Source organism: Marinobacter zhanjiangensis (assembly GCF_014651935.1).
In the GTDB taxonomy this organism is placed as follows: Bacteria; Pseudomonadota; Gammaproteobacteria; order Pseudomonadales; family Oleiphilaceae; genus Marinobacter; species Marinobacter zhanjiangensis.
On record NZ_BMXV01000001.1, the window covers coordinates 220715 to 239621 of the forward strand.

Here is an 18907-nt window from a genome sequence, read left to right on the forward strand (position 1 = left end):
GCATCACGACAAGGTGAGACCGCCATCCACGATGAGGGTCTGGCCCCGCATGTAGGAGGCCAGCGGCGAAGCCAGGAATAGCGCCGGGCCTGCCATTTCCGAAGGCAGTCCCATACGGCCTACGGGTATTGCCGCCTCTGCCATTTCGCGGCGTTTGGGGTTGTCCGTAGTCACTTTGGTCATCTTGGTGGCCACGAAGCCTGGCGCAATGCCATTCACTGCAATACCCTCCGGCGCCCAGGCCTCGCCAAGTGTACGCACCAGGGCCACCGCACCAGCCTTGGAAGCGTTGTAGGCAGGATTGCCTTTGGTGGAATGGAAGGCCGCAGTGGAACTGACAATGATCAGCGACCCTTTGCTGGCGGCCAACTGGTCATGGAACTTCATGGCGCAGGCCCGCAGGCTGTTGAGGTTCACATTGATGACATGATCCCAGCCGCCACGCTCAAACTCGCCCCGCTTGTAGACCACCACACCCTGACACAAAATCAGCACATCGAGCTTGTCGAAGGCGGGCTGAACACGTTCAATCGCATCCATATCGCCCACATCCACCTGCGCATAGTGCAGACCGCCAAGATCCGAACCTTCAGCAGCGTCATAATCGTCCGCCGAGGCCCGGGTACCCCACACGTGCACCTTAGCACCCCGGGCACGAAAGGCCTGGGCGATACCGTTGCCGATGCCGCTGGAGCCACCTACTACCAGTACCGTCTTGCCGCTATAGTCCAGATCATTCATTGTTTTTGTCTCCTGGTGTCGCCTGCTGATGTGCTGGTATTGTCCTTTGACACTACCCCCTGGCCCTTCACCGGGCATCGTCGGATCGGACGATGCCCGGCTTTGCTGGCCAGGCTATGGTGGCAGCGAAAAACAAAAAGAACCTGAGGAACCGAAAGTGCCCTATCACCGCCCTAGCGTCGCCAGCCGGATGACCCACTGCGGATCCCCGTGTCACCAGCACTTCTATCAGTGTTCGGGGAGGAAGCTGTCATGAGCCGGGTCATTATCGAACCCTACCCCCACCAACTGGGCGGCCATTGCGGCTCAGGCGCCCTGCGGGATCTGCTGCACTGGGCTGGGCTCGGCTGGGACGGACTGTCCGGTGACCGGTTACCGGGTGAAGGCCTGGTGTTCGGCCTGGGGGGCGGCCTGTCTTTCATGTACACCCGGTATCCCGGCCTGACACCCCCCATTTACCTGGTGGGCCGCAACGCCGATATGGAACTCGATTTCTGCCGGCGGCTGGACATCGACACCGACCGACAGCAGACCGATAACGCCTGGGATGCCTGGCACCGGGTCAAAGACGAAATCGACCATGGCCGTCCGGTGATGGTCTGGTGCGATATCGCTGAATTGCCCTACCTGCGGGTCAGGCTGTCCAACACCCGGCATGATGTTGTCATCATCGGCTACGATAACGACCGGAACACGGTATTCATCGTGGACAATGACCGGGAAGACACCCAGGAAGTGCCCATGGAGGCCTTCCGCCGGGCCCACGGTTCCAATGGTTTTCCGGGGCCGAACCGGTTTGCAACCTATCCGATGCGATTTCCGGCGCAGCTTCCCGACCTGCTGACCAGTGCCCGGGCAGCAGCGGCCTCGGCCGCCCGTGTGCTGGGTGGTGAGGACGCCCTGCTGTTCGATGTGTCCAGCCTGCCGGAAGGCAGCCTCGTGACGTCTGGCGTAGAGGGCGTCAGGGCCTTCGCCGATGACATCATTACCTGGCCCTACCGTCTTGGCCCCGAAGAACTGTCCGCTGCGGTCAGAAGCCTGCCGGTCTTCATTGAAAAGGCGGGCACGGGCGGCGGTCTTTTCCGTCGACTGGAAGCCAGCTTCTGTCGTGATGTGGCGGAGGCCACTGGCGACCAAAGCTTTGCCGCCGCCACAGAAGCCTGTCAGCGCAGCGCTGATGCCTGGAGCGCTTTGGGTGAAATTGCCCGGGCAGAGGCCATGGATATAAACGCCGTCAGTGAAGCCGCCCAACAGCTACCGGCACTCGAACTGGCCATGCAACAAGCACTGGAGCAGGCCGGACAGGCCACTCCGGACTACTGAACCGATATAACAATGACCGAGGAAACGAGAGATGGCGATCCAGGCTGATGCGTACGAGCTGCAGGCATTCATGAGCAGCGAATTTCCCCAGGCAACCATCACCGTCGAACAGGTAGATCAACAGGGCGCCTGGGTTCGCCAGCCGGTGGACGAGACCCATCTGCGCCCAGGCGGTACGGTTTCCGGTCCCACCATGATGGCTACCGCCGACACCGCCGCCTATGTGGTGGTGTTATCCCATATCGGCATCGTGCCACTGGCCGTCACCAGTAACCTGAACATCAACTTCCTGCGCAAGCCGGAGTCCGGCAAGGCGCTGTTGGCAAAGGGTACCTTGCTGCATCTGGGACGCCGCTCCGTGCTGACCGAAGTGAACATCTACTCAGAAGGGCATCTGGAAAAGCCGGTGGCCCATGCCGTGGTGACCTACGCCATTCCCTCTTCACACAAGAGCGGCTGATACACCAGGCTCACCCTCAGCGCACCCAGCCCAGCGCCCGCTCGAACAGCGCTACGGTGCTGGCGTGTAGCTGATCCCCTGTGGCTTTCGGCGCTTTTCCGGCACAGGCACGGGCATGGGTGCCTTCCAGGATGATACCGAGCTTGTAGCAGGCCAGCACCGCATACCAGTCGATACCGGACGTATCCCGCTGCGTCCGGGTCCGGTAATGCGCCACCAGTTCATCCGCTGCGGGAAACCCTTCCCAGGGCTCTACCCGGAACTCTTCGATAGTGTCCTCAGCCGGTGTTTCTCCGGGCCAAGTGGCCAGCAGCCAGCCCAGGTCCAGCAGCGGGTCGCCAATGGTAGTCAGCTCCCAGTCCACAATGGCGGCCAGCTCACCGCTGTCATGGCGGTACATCACATTACCCAGGTGATAGTCACCGTGGATGATGCCCGGCTCGAACGACGGCGGCTGATTGCGTTCCAGCCAGTCGGCAACCGTCTCCACGCCAGGAATGGCCCGGGGGCCGGACCAGTGGGGGAAGTCAGCGTAGCTTTCCAGTTGATGACGCCAGCGGCTGACCTGGCGTTGCAGATAGTTCTCGGGCTTGCCAAACCCGGTCAGGCCCACTGCTTCGTAGTCCACCGCGCCCAGAGCCGTGATGCCTTCCACCAGCGACAGACCCATGCGGTGCCGGATAGCTGAATCCGAAGCATGAAGTGCTGGCAGACCATTGACCGGAGCAAAGCCATCGACAGGCTCCATCAGATAGAAAGCAGCGCCCAGCACATTCTCGTCCGGACAACCGGCCACCAGCCGGGGATGAGGCACATCGGACTTTGCCAGGGCCTCCAGCATGCGCATTTCACGGCGCATGGTTTCATTGGAGTTGCTGCGAAGGTGAGGGGGCGGCCGGCGCAGAACCAGACCCCGGCCATTGTAGTCAAAGCGCAACAGCAGGTTCTGGGTGCCACCACCAAGCAGGTGAGCGCCGGTTATTTTACCCTCACCCAGCCCCTGATCCACCATCCATGCCTGCAGCCTGCCGGTATCGATATGGTCCTGCCAATGCATAACTTCCCCGTTTTTTTATTGTGTTCAGACAAAAATAATCGACCTCAACCATCAAAAGAATCGTCAGATTGGACGAATCGACCCGGTCATTAACATGGGAGGATGATCCGATGCCGCAAACCGGCTCTCAGGCCCGTTTTCGCCTAAACGCACATTGAAGGAGATTTCTGCCATGCCAATTCCCGCGTCGTTCGAAGGCCGGCTCAAGGTCCCGGCCATTGCCGCCCCCATGTTCCTCACCTCCGGCCCGGATCTGGTGGTGGAAGCCTGCCTGAATGGTGTCATAGGCACCTTTCCCGCTCTCAACCAGCGATCCACGGAGGGTTTCGTTGAGTGGCTTGAAGAAATCGAAGGCCGTCTGGCCGGACAGGATGCCGCACCCTACGGCGTCAATCTGATAGTCCACCGTTCCAACCCGCGACTGGAAGCGGACCTGGAGCAGGTGGTGAAACACAAGGTGCCACTGGTGATCACCTCACTGGGTGCCGTGCCGGAACTGGTCAAGGCGGTACATTCCTATGGCGGACTGGTGTTCCACGACGTAATCAACCGCCGCCATGCGGAAAAGGCCGCCGAGGCGGGCGTTGACGGCATCATTGCAGTTTCCGCCGGTGCCGGTGGCCATGCCGGCAACATGAGCCCCTTTGCACTGGTTCAGGAGATCCGCCAGGTGTTCGACGGCACGGTCATCCTCGCCGGTAGCATCAGTACCGGCGCCCAGGTTGCAGCTGCCCGACTCATGGGTGCTGATCTCGCCTATCTTGGTACACGCTTCCTGGCCACGAAAGAGTCCATGGTGCAACCCGAATACAAGGCAATGGTGCGGGACACCCGGGTGGCCGACATCGTCTATACATCCAAGGTCTCCGGGGTAAACGCCAACTTTCTTCGCCCCAGTGTGGATGCTGCTGGCCTGGATCTCGACAGCACTGAGGCGCATGCCGGCCTGGATATGGAAAACGAGGCCAAGGCCTGGAAGAGCGTCTGGTCCGCCGGCCATGGTGTGGGCGCCATCGACGACGAGCCCTCGGCGGCAGAACTGTGCCAGCGACTTAGCTCGGAATATCGTGAGGCCATGCACAAGGCCTGCAATGACGAGTTCGGCCAATAAGCCAGTTCCCTCCAGGAGCCCTCCGACACAGGAGTGGCTCCCTGCCCCGCCTCTTGCCTGACCCTCTCAGTCTGTTGCTGACGCAAAAATGAACAATTCGTCGGTTTCGACGATAGCTGACCTGTCAGTCGTGACCTAGCTTGATGCTTGCTGATCAACAAACAACCACGAACATCCGGAACAATAAGAACACACGGAGAACCCATCGAATGTATCTGACACAACCGCTTCATAAGGCCCTGATCGAGGCCCCGGAGAAGACGGCAACCGTTTGCAGCGGCCGCCGCCACAGTTACCGGGAATTTGTTTCCCGGGTTGCACGGCTGGCAGCGGGCCTCAAGCAGCTGGGTCTGAATGAAGGCGACCGGGTGGCGATCCTGAGCCTGAACTCGGATCGCTACGCCGAAGCCATCTATGCGACCTTCTGGGCAGGTGGCGTGATCAACCCGGTGAATATCCGCTGGAGTCCGGCGGAAATCATCTATTCCCTGGATGACTGTGACAGTACCTTCCTGATCGTGGACGATACCTTCAGCCCCATGATCATCCCGCTAATGGAGGGTTCGAAATCCCTGCAGACGGTGATCTATGCCGGCGACGGGGAAGCACCCGCCAAAACCCACAATTTCGAGGACCTGGTCCGCGACAACGAGGAAATGGAAGATACCCTGCGCAGCAAGGACGACCTGGCGGCCGTTATGTACACCGGTGGTACCACCGGCAAGCCCAAGGGAGTGATGCTCAGCCACATGAACCTGTTCAGCAACGGACTGGGCTCACAGGCGGTAGCAAACATGCCGATACGCTCGGTTACGCTGCACGCGGCCCCTACCTTCCATGTTGCCGGCACCGGGCTGATTCTGCAGGCGGTGGCCCGTCACAGCACCAACGTCATCATCCCCATGTTCGACCCCAAGGCCGTTCTGGAGGCCATCCAGAACGAAAAGGTGATCGAGACCTTCCTGGTGCCCACCATGCTGCGCATGGTGCTGGCGCATCCCGAGTTTGGCAGTTACGACCTCAGTGGCCTGCAACACATGATGTACGGCGCCTCACCAATGGACAGCACCCTGCTGAGCAAGGCGCGGCAGGCCATGCCAAAGGCCGGCTTCCTGCAGGCCTATGGCATGACCGAACTGTCACCCACCGTCACCATTCTCACCAAGGACTGGCACACCGACGAAGGCTTTGAAAGCGGCAAGATGATGTCCGCCGGCCGCCCCCTTCCCATGGTGGAGATCCGCATTGTGGATGGCGAGGACAACACCGTACCCAATGGCACTCGGGGCGAGATCGTGGCCCGGGGCCCTGTGGTGATGCAGGGTTACTGGAACAAGCCCGAGCAGACCGCCCAGGCACTGCGTAATGGCTGGATGCACACCGGCGACGCCGGCTACATGGACGATGACGGCTTCGTTTATGTGGTGGATCGAATCAAGGACATGATTGTTACCGGCGGCGAGAACGTCTATTCCGCAGAAGTGGAGGAAGCGGTACTCCAGATGCCCCAGGTCGCCCAGTGCGCAGTGATTGGGGTGCCGGACGAGGACTGGGGCGAGCGGGTTCACGCCACGGTGGTCGTGCAGGAAGGCGAGGACCTGAACCTGAACGACCTTATGACACACTGCAAGTCCCTGATTGCCAACTACAAGATTCCCCGCAGCCTGGAAGTCCGGGATGAGCTGCCCGTGTCCCCCGCGGGCAAACTGCTCAAGTATAAGCTGAGGGAAGAGCACTGGTCCGACCGGGACCGCAAGGTGAGCTGAACAACGACACGACAACAACAAACAGACAGGAGTGCCCCATGACTTACCTGAAAACCCCGCTTGCCGGCTTTGTCGCCGGCGCCACACTGGCCGGTATGCTGGTCGCAGGCAATGTGGACGCCAGGGAACTGAGCTTTGCCTCCGGTGCCACGCCCAACTCCATCGGTTCCAAGAGCATTGAGGTATTTACCAATGCTCTGGAGGAGCGCAGCGATGGTGATCTGACCGTCAAACCTTACATGCAGTCACTGCTCAGTTTTATGGAGACCCCGCCTGGTCTGAGAGATGGCATGGCAGATTTCGGCGCGGTGCTGACGCCCTATTTCCAGAGCCAGTTTCCCAGCACCATCATGCTGACGGAACTGACCATGCTGCTGGAGCTGGACGACACCTCCGCCAGGGAAGCCACCTACGCCTTTGGTGGTGCCATCTCCGAATATGTATTCAATAACTGTCCTGAATGTCTGGACGAATACACCAACAACAATCAGGTCTTCCTGGGGATTGGCGGCAGCACACCTTATACCCTGATCTGCAACAAGCCAGTGGTAACCATGGAGGATATCGAAGGCAAGCGGATCCGTATCGGCGGACCCCAGTGGGCCCGGTGGGCGGAAGCCATGAATGCCTCACCGGTCTCCATGGCGGTAAACGAAGTGTATGAAGGCCTGGGTCAGGGCGTGCTGGACTGTACCGCCCATAACCTGCCCGACCTGACCAACTTCAATTTTATTGAAGTGACCAGTGACATCACCGTGGGCGTTCCCGGTGGCATCTTCGGAGGCATTGCCACTCATATGAACGCGAATGCCTGGCAAAGCCTGTCGCCGGAGAACCGGGAGGCGGTACTCTATGGCTCGGCCGCCATCATCGCCGAACTGGGTCGCCTGTACGTGAAGGAGCATGAAGAAAACCGGGTGCTGATCGAGGAGAAGGAAGACATCACCGTGCACGAGGCCGGCGATGAGCTCAAGGCGGCCACCCGCAGCTTCATCGAGAATGACATCGCTACCATTGCGGCCCGTTATCAGGACAAACACGGCCTGGAACGCTCCGACGAGATGATCGCCGAGTTCCGTGAGCGGCTGAACCACTGGCTCGAACTGGTACAGGACGTGGAAACCGGTGAAGAGTTGCAACAACTCTACTGGGACAAAGTGTTCTCGAAGGTTGATGTAAATCAGTACGGTATGTAAAGGAAAAGGAAAGCGTTTGCCGGGCCGAGGCATTGAGCCCCGGTCCGGCAACATTTTACATGGTCCGCAGCTCTTTTTTCAGTATCTTGCCAACCGGATTACGCGGAATGGCATCGATCTGCTTCATCTTTTCCGGCAGCTTGTAGACGCTCATACCCTGCTCCTTCAGGTAGTCGTTGATTTCCTCCAGGGTCGGCGGGTTGTCCTCGTCTGCAGGCACCACGCAGATACAGACCCGCTCTCCCATGACGTCGTCCGGCTGGGGAATGACCGCCACGTCCTGCACCTTGTCGAAGCCCAGTACGGCATTCTCCACCTCCACACTGGAGATATTGAAACCACCGCGGATGACCATGTCTTTCTTGCGGTCGTAAAAGCCTACGTGTTTCTCGTCCTGAACAATGAACAGATCACCGGTACGGAAGAAACCGTCATCGGTGAATGAGCGCTCGGTGATATCCGGGCGCTGGAAATAGCCGGCAAACAGCCCCGGGCTGCGATAGCACAGCTCTCCGATTCCACCGGGCTCGGTAATTTCCTCGTCCGTATCACCCAGTATCTTCACTTCGACCCCATAAATGCCGGATGGCCACTCAACGCCTTTCTTGCCCCACCAGGGCAGATGGTCCACCCGCATATCCAGCTCTGGAACGTCCGCCGGACCCGCTACCAGGCTGGTACCCTCGTTCTGGCCCCAGATGTTGACGATGTCGATATCCCAGCGGCGTTTGAACTCCTGCATGGACCACGCGGACGGGGGTGCCGAACCGGTGGTGATCGTACGGATACTGGACAGGTCCAGCTGATCTACATTGGGCAGTTTGGCAATCATATTGAGCATCGCCGGCACCAGGATGGTGTACTGGATTCGCTCTTCCACCAGCTGTCGCAACAGGATATCCGGGGTAATGGGATGGTGCAGCACAAGCGTACCTGCGGCCGCCAGCCAGGGCACGTAGTTGACCCCCACCGCCGTCATGTTCACCAGCGGTGCCACACACAAAATGCGATCGCCCTTCTCCAGGCCGCAGGTAGTGAATACCAGGCTGATCAGGTACTCCCAGTTGTTGTGGCTCATGGGGCAGCCCTTGGGGTCGGCCTCTGTGCCCGAGGTCCAGCAAAGGGTGAAGATATCGTTGGCATCCACCGGTGCACTCACCGCCTCTCCCGGCTCGCCACGGGCAAAATCCGTCAGCTCCCGCAGGCCGATGTAATGTTCGAACCCCAGTTCCTGACCCAGTGCCTTGTAGTCAAAATCGTGAAAGGTCTCAGCGGAAACATAGAACCGGGCATCGGTCATTTCCTTCACATAACCCACGTCCTTCCGGCGCCACTGCATGGGCAGGGCCGAAAGCAGTCCGCCTGCCTTTGCCGCAGCCAGATAGAGCATGGCCAGCTCCCACACGTTGGGCAACTGGGCGACCAGTACGTCGTCCTTGCCGAAGCCACGACGTGACAGTTCCGAAGCGGTGGCATCAACCGCCCGGCCAAATTCAGCCCAGTTCAGGCGTTGAGCCGGCGTTCCCACCAGTTCGTCCCGGTTGGGGGGATCCACCACCGCCTCGCGGTCGGGATGAGCCTCGCAGTTGGCCTGGAAACGCTCAAGCAGGGTCCTGCGCCCCCAGTATCCCTTGCGGGTATATTCCTCGATCAATTCAGGTTTGTGCAAAATCATGGTTCAGATCTCCTGTCGCGAGGGTCTTTTTGTTGCCCGGCACTCACAAACCATGACGGCTCACATCCACTTTAGAGAAGACTTCTTTCCAGTAGAGGTCGGCCAGGGCCTCACCACTATCCACCCCTTCCACCAGAGAAACCCATTTCTCAAGGATCGGACGAAAGGTTTCGATCATCTCATCGGCGTTAGTGACACCATATTTTTCGGCATAGGTGGCGGCCATGTTGTCCAGATCCTGACGAATGAACTCACGGGTCTGCTCTTTCATGGCATCGCTGGCATCATGGACATCGATTCTGTCGAGTTCCCGGGCGGTCTCCATGTTGTCCATGGCAGCTTGAGCATAGCCCCAGCTCAGCTCCGCAGAGAGCACTGCAGAGGCATGGAGAACAGCGGTGCGCTCATCTTCGCTCAGACTGGACCAGGCATCACGATTGACCGTGTTGCCTACGCCGGCAAATACGCCTCCCGGAGCACCTGTGGTGATATCAGTCACTACTTCCATCAGATTGACAATGGTGAGCTCCGGTGCCGAATGGATGGTGCAGTCCACCACGCCCTGGCTGAGGGCCTCATAAGTTTCGTGCTGCGGCACCGATACCGGCGATGCCCCGAGGTCTTCCGCCCACCGCGACCACTGTGCACCACCGATCCGCACCCGCTTGCCCTCCAGTTCTTCCAGATTGCGCACCGGAGTGTTGCATAGCAGCATGTAGGGTGAGGTACCACCGCCACCGATAAACACCTGATTCTGGGCCTCGAACTCGCCGGCACACTCCGGGCAATCATTGAACAGGTATTCGGACATGGCACCGGCGTAGGCCAGGCCTGCCGACTCCGCCGGGGCGTCGGTCAACTCCAGCAGCATGGAGACTTCCGCTGCCAGGTTAGTGCTGGGAAACTCCGCTGGAAAGTAGGGCGTCAACACCAGCCCACTGTCGGCCATACCGTCCCTGACGCCTGAGGGGGTTTCCGAAAAGCTCAACAACGACTGGGGATAAACTTTCGCACTGAGCGCTCCACCGGAATAAGTCTCCATGGCCTCGGCAAAGGCTTCACCCGCCTCAGCACCGATGGATTGAGGGGCATAGCCGGTGGCATAACTGATGGTACGGGCATGGGCTGCGCCGGCCAGTAAGGTGCCAGTTACGGCCAGTGGCACGGCAAGACGGATAAAACGGGGCATTTTCAGCGAATGCATAACAGCTCCTGATAGCACCTGCTCCGGGTGCATTTGTTGTTGTGTGATTGCTGTCGGTAATAAAGCCGGGCAATCCCGGCCATCCATCAGCATAGGAAGGCTGGCGGAAATGGGCCTCGTCCGTTCCGACGAGATCACTGCAGCACCGCCTGCTACCGACAGGTCAAATCGTCGAATCAGACGAGGTCGGGGCTTTTGTGCTAAGAGACACTGTGTGATACGTCCGGCCACAACCACAACAACATCGGGAGAATACAATGCACGGACTGATGCAAGACAAGCCCCTGCTCATCTCGTCACTTATCGAGCACGCAGCTACTTTCCACCCGGAAACGGAAATCGTGACCAAGACCGTGGAAGGTCCCATGCACAGGACCAACTACCGCGAGCTGCGTAACCGTTCGAAGCGGGTGGCCAACGCCCTGCAGACTCTGGGCACAGACTTCCAGGACCGCGTGGGCACCCTGGCCTGGAATACCTATCGCCACTATGAGCTGTACTTCGGCGTGTCCGGCAGCGGCGCCATCCTCCACACCATCAATCCGCGCCTGTTTCCGGAACAGCTGATCTACATCATCAAACACGCCGAGGACAAGGTACTGTTTTTCGATATCACCTTCGCGGATCTGGTGGCGCAGCTGGCACCACAACTGGAGACTGTCGAGGCCTTTGTGGCCATGACTGACCGGGAGCACATGCCGGACATCGACCTGCCCAACCTGCATTGTTACGAGGATCTGGTGGAAGCCGCCAGCGAAGAGTACGACTGGCCCGAGTTTGACGAGCGCACTGCCTCTTCGCTTTGCTACACCTCCGGCACCACCGGCAACCCCAAGGGGGTTCTCTACGGCCATCGCTCCACGGTGCTGCATTCTCTGATGCAGGTGGCGCCGGATGCGTTCGAAATCAGCAGCAAGACCAGTATGTTGCTGATTGTGCCCATGTTTCACGCCAACGCCTGGGGCGTGCCCTACTCCGCCCCCATGGTGGGCGCCAAGGTCGTGCTGCCCGGCCAGCATCTGGATGGCGAGAGTGTCTACCAGTTGATGAAAGACGAAAACGTCACTTTCTCCATGGCGGTACCCACCGTCTGGCTGATGCTGTTCCAGTACCTGGATTCCACACCCGGTGCCAGTCTGGACGAGCTGAGCCTGACCGGTGTCGGCGTGGGTGGCTCGGCACCGCCGATTGCCATGATCGAGCGTTTCCGCAAGTCCGGCATCGACATGGTTCAGGGCTGGGGCATGACTGAAACCAGTCCGCTGGGCGTCATTAATAAACCGCTGCCCAGGCATGCCAGCCTCAGTGATGAGGAGATGGCAAAGCTCAAGACCAAGGCCGGCCGTGGCATCTGGGGCGTAGAGATCAAGATCGTCAACGATGCCGGCGAACGCCTACCCTGGGACGGCAAAACCTCCGGCCATTTCTATGTGAAGGGCCCGTGGATTGCCAGTGGCTACTACCGTCAGGAAGGAGGCAGCAAGCTGGACAGCGAGGGCTTCTTCCCCACTGGCGATATAGGCACCATCGACCCCGACGGCTTCCTGCAACTGGTAGATCGCTCCAAGGATGTGATCAAGTCCGGCGGTGAGTGGATATCCTCCATCGAGCTGGAAAACGCCGCAGCCTCTCACCCTGACGTTGCCGAAGCTGCCGTGATCGGCATTGCTCATCCGACCTGGCAGGAACGCCCTCTGCTGATCGTCGTACTCAAGGACAATACCAACACGGAAAAGGAGGACCTGATGCAGTTCCTGGCAGAGCATGTTGCCAAGTGGTGGCTGCCGGACGACATACTGTTCGTGGACGAGCTTCCCCACACTGCCACCGGCAAGCTGCTGAAGACCAAGCTCCGGGAAGAGTTCGGTGACTTCAAACCGGTAAGCACCGGTTGACCCCATCTCCCGCCAGCGCTTTCAGCTGGCGGGACCTTCCCGATGGTTTAGCCATGATCGACCAGACATTTATCGGTTTCCGTTTACCGCCCCACACTCAGGTCGTCGAAAAGGGCCGCCTGCGTTTCTTCGCCAGAGCTATTGGCGAAACCAACCCCGTGTATCTGCAAGAAGAGGCCGCAAAAGCAGCAGGTTGGGTGTCGCTACCGGTGCCGCCCACGTTCCTTTTCTGTCTGGACATGGAGCGGGACAACCCCTATGACTACATGGACACTCTGGGTATTGAACTGGGCAAGGTCCTTCACGGGGAACAACGCTTCAATTACTACCAGGTTGCCTGCGCCGGAGATCGGCTGACTTTTGACTCCCGGATCACCGACATTTACCAGAAAAAGGCCGGCGCCCTGGAGTTCGTGGTACGGGACACTGCAGTTTTCCGGGAAAGCGACGAGTCGAACCGGAAAAAGCTGGCCGACCTTCGTTCCACCATTATTATCCGTCACAGGTAAAGCCGCATGCGTACTGATGTCGACACCGCAACGTTCGAGGTCGGGGATGAAATTCCGCCCTTGTCCACACCTCCCGTTTCGAGACTGACCCTGGCACTGTATGCCGGCGCGTCCGGTGATCACAATCCGATTCATGTAGATCTGGATTTCGCCCGCTATCATGGCATGGATGACGTTTTTGCCCATGGCATGCTGGCTTCCGCCTACCTCGGCCGGATGCTCACCAACTGGCTGCCACAGGATACCCTGATCAGTTTCGGCATGCGCTTTGTGGCCATCTCCCATGTCCACGATAAACTGAGCTGCCAGGGACGGATTACCGAGCGCTTCAAGGAAGCAGGCGAACAGCGAGCGTGGCTCGAGCTCAGCGTTATCAACCAGCACGGCGAAACCAAAGTTGTGGGCGACGCCCTGGTCCGCCTGTCAACACCAATGCTTCAGCACCCGTAACACCGAACCCGGAGACGCAACCCGATGAGCACCACCGCGAACTTTACCATCCGCCACGAACACCATTTCGGTGACCGAGTGGTACACTGTTATCAGGAGCGTCCGGAAAGTGTGCTGGCCTCCTTCCTGGCATCAGTGGAACGGGCACCGGGGGCTGACTGCATTGTCTGCGATGGGCAGCGGCTAAGCTATCAGGAAGTGGCCGACCGGGCAGATGCGATGGCAGCGCAGCTTCGCCATCGGGGTGTGGAGCCCGGAGACCGGGTTGGCCTGCTGATCGGCAACAGTACCGAGCTGGTGCTGACCGTGCTCGGTGTATTGCGTGCCGGCGCCATCGTGATGCCACTGAACACCCGCGAGCAGGCTCCAGGGCTGCGCTATATGCTGGAGCACTCGGATGCGCGGGCGGTGGTCTATACCGCCGACCAGAGCGGCAAGCTGCCATCTCCGGAGGTCCTGCCGGGCCTCCTTCACCGGTTTGCCATCGGGGTCGAAGACACCTACAGCGAGCCGTTTGAAAACCTGCTGAAAGCCGCCGGTACCGATCTGCCCCTGCCCACCGCAAACGAGGAGGATCCGGCGGTCATTCTCTACACCTCCGGCACTACCGGTACACCCAAAGGTGTGATCCTGACCCACTTCAACATTCTCCACTCGGTGATGCACTTTCAGCACACCATGGCCCTGGGGGATGGTGAACGTAGCCTGCTGGTGGCGCCGGGCAGCCACGTCACAGGTCTGGTGGCCAATATCCTGACCATGACCCACGTGGCCGGCGCCATCGTGGTGATTCCCGCCTTCGACGCGGTGGAAGCGGTGGCTCTGATTGCCCGCGAGAAAGTGACCCACACTATTATGGTGCCGGCCATGTACAACCTGTGCCTGCTGCGCACCAACTTCCGCGATCACGACCTGAGTGCATTCCGCATCGGCGGCTTTGGCGGCGCCCCCATGCCGGAGAGTACCATCGAAAAACTCCGGGACCAGTTGCCGGACCTTGAACTGATCAACGCCTACGGCGCCACCGAGACTACCTCTCCTTCCACCTGCCTGCCTCTGGGTGACGCCGGCGAGCACGCAGACAGTGTGGGTCAACCCGTACCCTGCGGCGATGTCCGAATCATGGACGACCTTGGCCGCGAGGTACCCCGGGGACAGTCCGGTGAACTGTGGATCAGCGGCCCCATGGTGGTCCCGGGCTACTGGAACAATCCGGAGGCAAACGCCCGCGAATTCACCGCCGGGCACTGGAAGTCCGGTGACATCGGCTCCATGGATGAGCAGGGCTTCGTGCGGGTGTTCGACCGTAAAAAGGACATGATCAACCGGGGTGGCTACAACATCTACAGCGTGGAGCTGGAAAACCTGATCACCGGGCACCCGGCGGTGGTGGAATGCGCGGTAATCCCTCACCCCGACGAGGTACTGGGTGAGAAAATCCATGTGTTTGTCACCAGGGTGGAGGAACAGGGAGTGACGGAAGACGATATCCGCCAGTTCTGCCGGAAAAACCTGGCGGACTACAAGACGCCGGACTATGTCACTATTCAGGAAGATCCGCTGCCGCGGAATGCCAATGGCAAGCTGGTGAAAGCCGGGTTGAAGGAGCGGATTGGGGGCTAGTTTCCGAAAAATGGGGCTAGATCAGACCCTATTTTCCTTCGGAAAAATGGGTCAGACCCCGCGATCTCTCAACCTGCGTAGAGAGATTCGATGACCTCCGTATACTTCTCGTAGATCTTGCTCCGCCGCACCTTCATGGTGGCCGTTACCTCGTCATCGTCGTGGTCCAGTTCCTTGGTGAGCAGGCTGAAGCGCTTGACCTGGGCAACCTGGGGTAACTGGTCGTTGCCTCTGTCAACCTCTTCCTGAATCAGCGCGTTGACCTGTTCATGTTCCGCCAGGCTACGGAAGGTGGTGTAGGCCACCCGCTCCTGCTCTGCCCACTTTGCGACGGTCTCGAAATCGATCTGGATTAGGGCGCTGATGAACTTGCGGGCTTCACCAATAACGATGCATTCCTTGATGTAAGGACTGGCCTTGATGGTGTTCTCAATCTCCGTGGGCGAGAGGTTCTTGCCGCCGGCGGTGATCATTATGTCCTTCAGGCGGTCCACGATGCGCAGGTGCTCACCTTGCCATTCCCCGACGTCGCCGGTATGGAGCCAGCCGTCCCTCAGGGTTTTGGCGGTGGCCTCGTCGTTCTTGTAGTAGCCCGGGAACATGCTGTTGCCCCGTAACAGGATCTCATTGTAGTCACCGAGTTTTACCTCTACGCCTCTCACGGCCTTGCCCACCGTGCCCAGCTGGATATCGCGCGGTGGCTGGGCTGTGGCGACACCGGTGCTTTCAGTCTGGCCGTAGACTTCCACCAGCGGCACACCGATGGTGCGGAAGAACTCGAGGATACCGGAAGATATGGGTGCGGCACCGGTCATGGCGATGTGACAGCGTCGCAGTCCCACGTAGTTCTGCAGGGCCCGGAACACCAACCAGTACCAAAGGCCATAGCGGGCCTTGTCTGACAGGCTCCACTGCGACTTCGGTTTGGTGGCCAGGGGCGCGCAGGCCGCCATGGCCCGGTTGAACAGGGACCGACGCAGGCGACCGGTTTCCTGGATCTTGATGTAGATTGAGGAATGCAACTTCTCCCAGATTCGAGGCACCCCAAGGAAAAACGTTGGCGCGATTTCACGCAGATCTTCCTGCACCGTGCGCAGGCTCTCCCCGAAACTGACTGTACTGCCAACATACAGCGGCCCGATATTGGTGAACGCCTGCTCCGCCACATGACACAGGGGCAGATAGGACAGGCTGGTATCATGCTCGCCGATATCCAGAAGTTCGATCAGCCCGGGCGCTGCCGCGTACAGATTCCGCCAGGAAATCATTGCCCCCTTGGGGCGGCCGGTAGAGCCTGAGGTATAGATCATCAGAGCGGTTTCATCCATGGACTGCTCATCCAGCAGCTGGTCCACAATCCCGGGGTGTGCCCGCTCATGGGCGGCACCCATGGCCTCCACTTCCCCGAAAGGGGTGGGCGGGTCCGGATAGTGGCGCAACCCCTTCATGTCGATGACGATGTTGTGTCGCAGATAAGGCAGCTGGGGCCAGGCTTCCAGAATTTTGTCCGTCTGTTCCTGGTCCTCGCAGATGACCATGGTAGTGTCGCTGTGCTCCAGCACGTAGGCCACTTCATTCCAGGGGCTGGTGGGGTATACCCCGACACAGATTCCCCGCACCAGGCCGATCCCCATCTGGGCGATCACCCATTCCTCACGATTTTCGGAAATAATGGCCACATGGCCGCCGGGTTCCAGCCCCAGGGCCTTCAGCCCCAGGCCGAACTGCCAGGCCCGGCGATAGTAGGTCTGCCAGTCAATGGCCTGCCAGATGCCAAAGTCCTTCTGGCGCAGGGCCAGGTCACCGGGCCGCTGGCGGGCATGCTCCCGCAGCATCTGCGGCAGGGTCAGTTCAGGTAGTGCAGGCGCTGTCATGAAAGCCACCGTTTGCGGCGCTTGTAATGCTTGATGTCCCGGTAACTGCGGGCTTCTTCCCCCTTGGCACCGACGCCAAGGTAGAACTCCCGTACATCCTCGTTGGAGGTGAGTTTATCCGCCGGTCCGTCAATCACAATCTTGCCGTTTTCCATGATATAGCCATAGGACGCAAGGGCCAGGGACACGGCGGCATTCTGTTCAACCAGCAGGATCGCCGTGCCCTGCTCACGGTTGATACGGGCAACAATTTCGAAGATTTCCTCCACCAGCAAGGGGGCCAGCCCAAGTGAAGGCTCATCCAGCATGATCAGTTCCGGCCGGGCAATCAGCGCCCGCCCCAGGGCCAGCATCTGCTGCTCGCCGCCGGACAGGTAGCCGGCCAGCTGACGACGGCGTTCCCGCAGACGTGGGAAGTAGTCGTAAACCAGTTCATAACCCTGAGTACGGGACTGCCCCCGACCGGTCAGGGCGTAGGTCGCGGCGACAAGGTTTTCCTCTACGGTCAGGTCTTCGAATACCCGACGGCCTTCCATGACGTGAAACAGCCCATCCCGCACCATTTTTTCCGGTGGGCGGTTCTTCAGGCTCTCGCCATTGAAGCGGATATCGCCAGCCGTAAGTTCGCCATCCTCAAGGGACAGCAGACCAGAGACGCTTTTGAGGGTGGTAGACTTGCCGGCTCCGTTGGACCCCAGCAGTGCCACAATGGCACCGTGGGGAACGCTCAGGGACAGGCCCCGGAGGACCTGCACTGTCTTGTTATAGACAACTTCGATGTTATCGACTTCCAGAACGGCGTCCATAATGCCCTCAGTCGAGGTGAATCCAGTCAGATACCGGCTCGTAACGACCTTCCTTCGCGTTTACCCGCCAGATACGGCCGACCGGGAAGGACATGTTCTTCACGGTTACGGGAACCCCGATAATGCCTCCGGTGTCCCAGTCCTCGATAGAAGCCAGAGCCTCGGCCATATTGTCACCGGTCAGCTCCTTGCCTGCGTCCAGAGTACGCTTGACCACCTCGGTCCAGACCATGGCGTTGAACCAGCCCTGCATGTAACCGGTAGGACGGTAGCCCGCTTCGGGATCGCTCTGTTCCGCCTGGGTCCGCAGTGCGTCCAGCATGGGTCCGCCTTCCTCACTGTCGTAGTAGTTATAGGGCATGACGCCCATGTAGCCATCGGCATCCTCACCCATCTTGTCGATGATCAACTTGTCGGAGGACCAGAAGGTGCCCATGAACTGGGTGTCCAGCCCCATCTGGCGCATCTGAACCATGAATTCGTTGATCGGAGACAGGATATATCCATGGAAAACGATGTAATCAGGACGGGCCCTGCGCATTTTCAGCACTTCGGCGGAGACATCCACGCTGCCGGGCTTGGTGACAATTTCCTCGACCACCTCGATACCCAGTTCCGCCGCACGGGCCTTGCCGTTTTCGATGGGATCCTTGCCAAACTCGGTATCACTGTAGACGAAAGCCACCGTAGGCATGTCGCCACCTTCACCCTGGCTGGCGATATATTCGAGGATGATGCCGAACATCTGACTGTAGTTGGGCCCGGGAATGAACTGATAGGGGTATTGCTCATTGTCGGTCAGCGCGGTCGCAAAGGACGCGCCACTCATGAGCACGGAGTTCATCTCGTTGACTTCGGAGGCGATAGCTTTCATGAACCCGGTGCTGTCGCCGTAATAGGTGGCCAGGTTATCGTTACCGGAGATTTTCTTGAAGGCGGCCACGGATCGGTCCACCTCGTACGCGGTGTCTTCCATGACGTACTCCACCGGATGACCGTTGATGCCGCCCTGGCTGTTGATCCAGTCGGTGTAGTCCGTCAGGCCTGCGTGAATGTGGATACCGGCAAAGGCAAACACTCCGGAGAGAGGGATTGAACCGCCAAATACGATCGGTTCCTTGTCCTGGGCCAGAACCGGTGCTGCCAGCCCCAGGGCGGCTACCACGCTGCCGATACCGGCCAGCCGGCGACCCTTTCGCATCACTTGGTTGAACATG

At 59.5% G+C, this 18907-nt stretch carries 16 protein-coding genes; 9 read left to right on the forward strand and 7 right to left on the reverse strand.

The window, feature by feature from the left end:
• Positions 1-3 precede the first annotated feature (3 nt).
• On the reverse strand, positions 4-741 hold the full coding sequence (locus IE079_RS00995; protein WP_189571514.1) for an SDR family NAD(P)-dependent oxidoreductase: 738 nt from the start codon (positions 739-741) through the stop codon (positions 4-6).
• A 252-nt stretch (positions 742-993) separates the two neighbouring features.
• On the opposite strand from IE079_RS00995, the gene IE079_RS01000 reads away from it, so the two are divergent.
• Positions 994-2064, forward strand: coding sequence for a BtrH N-terminal domain-containing protein (locus IE079_RS01000; protein ID WP_189571517.1), 1071 nt, complete (start codon positions 994-996; stop codon positions 2062-2064).
• A gap of 31 nt (positions 2065-2095) precedes the next feature.
• Positions 2096-2524: a PaaI family thioesterase gene (locus IE079_RS01005; RefSeq protein ID WP_189571519.1), complete on the forward strand. Its 429-nt coding sequence runs from the start codon at positions 2096-2098 to the stop codon at positions 2522-2524.
• Positions 2525-2540: 16 nt separating this feature from the next.
• Here the strand turns inward: IE079_RS01005 and IE079_RS01010 are convergent, their stop codons facing one another.
• The gene (locus tag IE079_RS01010; RefSeq protein ID WP_189571522.1) at positions 2541-3581 is read right to left on the reverse strand and encodes a phosphotransferase family protein; all 1041 of its coding nucleotides are present in this window, start codon (positions 3579-3581) and stop codon (positions 2541-2543) included.
• Positions 3582-3753: 172 nt separating this feature from the next.
• On the opposite strand from IE079_RS01010, the gene IE079_RS01015 reads away from it, so the two are divergent.
• The 3 genes from IE079_RS01015 to IE079_RS01025 all read left to right on the forward strand — a co-directional run bounded on the left by IE079_RS01015 (position 3754) and on the right by IE079_RS01025 (position 7654).
• On the forward strand, positions 3754-4692 hold the full coding sequence (locus tag IE079_RS01015; protein ID WP_189571526.1) for an NAD(P)H-dependent flavin oxidoreductase: 939 nt from the start codon (positions 3754-3756) through the stop codon (positions 4690-4692).
• A 209-nt stretch (positions 4693-4901) separates the two neighbouring features.
• The gene (locus IE079_RS01020; RefSeq protein WP_189571529.1) at positions 4902-6458 is read left to right on the forward strand and encodes a long-chain-fatty-acid--CoA ligase; all 1557 of its coding nucleotides are present in this window, start codon (positions 4902-4904) and stop codon (positions 6456-6458) included.
• A gap of 38 nt (positions 6459-6496) precedes the next feature.
• Entirely contained in the window at positions 6497-7654 is a 1158-nt protein-coding gene (locus IE079_RS01025; RefSeq protein ID WP_189571532.1) for a C4-dicarboxylate TRAP transporter substrate-binding protein, read from the forward strand.
• A gap of 55 nt (positions 7655-7709) precedes the next feature.
• Here the strand turns inward: IE079_RS01025 and IE079_RS01030 are convergent, their stop codons facing one another.
• Together IE079_RS01030 and IE079_RS01035 are read right to left on the reverse strand one after the other, a co-directional pair.
• A complete protein-coding gene (locus tag IE079_RS01030; RefSeq protein WP_189571535.1) occupies positions 7710-9329 on the reverse strand; it encodes a class I adenylate-forming enzyme family protein in 1620 nt (539 codons plus the stop codon).
• Between the two features lie 43 nt (positions 9330-9372).
• Positions 9373-10533: a C4-dicarboxylate TRAP transporter substrate-binding protein gene (locus IE079_RS01035; protein ID WP_189571538.1), complete on the reverse strand. Its 1161-nt coding sequence runs from the start codon at positions 10531-10533 to the stop codon at positions 9373-9375.
• 257 nt (positions 10534-10790) lie between these two features.
• Between IE079_RS01035 and IE079_RS01040 the strand changes: the two genes are divergently transcribed.
• The 4 genes from IE079_RS01040 to IE079_RS01055 are packed head-to-tail and all read left to right on the forward strand — an operon-like array spanning position 10791 to position 15010.
• Positions 10791-12428 (forward strand): long-chain-fatty-acid--CoA ligase, encoded by a 1638-nt coding sequence (locus IE079_RS01040; protein ID WP_189571541.1) that lies wholly within the window; start codon positions 10791-10793, stop codon positions 12426-12428.
• 53 nt (positions 12429-12481) lie between these two features.
• The gene (locus IE079_RS01045) at positions 12482-12937 is read left to right on the forward strand and encodes a MaoC family dehydratase N-terminal domain-containing protein (protein WP_189571543.1); all 456 of its coding nucleotides are present in this window, start codon (positions 12482-12484) and stop codon (positions 12935-12937) included.
• A gap of 6 nt (positions 12938-12943) precedes the next feature.
• The gene (locus IE079_RS01050) at positions 12944-13387 is read left to right on the forward strand and encodes a MaoC family dehydratase (protein ID WP_189571546.1); all 444 of its coding nucleotides are present in this window, start codon (positions 12944-12946) and stop codon (positions 13385-13387) included.
• A 24-nt stretch (positions 13388-13411) separates the two neighbouring features.
• On the forward strand, positions 13412-15010 hold the full coding sequence (locus IE079_RS01055) for a class I adenylate-forming enzyme family protein (RefSeq protein WP_189571549.1): 1599 nt from the start codon (positions 13412-13414) through the stop codon (positions 15008-15010).
• A 68-nt stretch (positions 15011-15078) separates the two neighbouring features.
• Here IE079_RS01055 and IE079_RS01060 read toward each other — a convergent pair whose 3' ends face one another.
• Genes IE079_RS01060 through IE079_RS01070 form a run of 3 tightly spaced genes read right to left on the reverse strand, consistent with a single transcriptional unit; the run spans position 15079 to position 18906 of the window.
• Positions 15079-16884: an AMP-dependent synthetase/ligase gene (locus IE079_RS01060; RefSeq protein ID WP_189571552.1), complete on the reverse strand. Its 1806-nt coding sequence runs from the start codon at positions 16882-16884 to the stop codon at positions 15079-15081.
• Positions 16881-17690: an ABC transporter ATP-binding protein gene (locus tag IE079_RS01065; protein ID WP_189571554.1), complete on the reverse strand. Its 810-nt coding sequence runs from the start codon at positions 17688-17690 to the stop codon at positions 16881-16883. The genes IE079_RS01060 and IE079_RS01065 overlap by 4 nt, the downstream gene beginning before the upstream one ends.
• A 7-nt stretch (positions 17691-17697) precedes the next feature.
• A complete protein-coding gene (locus tag IE079_RS01070; RefSeq protein ID WP_189571557.1) occupies positions 17698-18906 on the reverse strand; it encodes an ABC transporter substrate-binding protein in 1209 nt (402 codons plus the stop codon).
• Between the last annotated feature and the right edge of the window lies 1 nt (position 18907).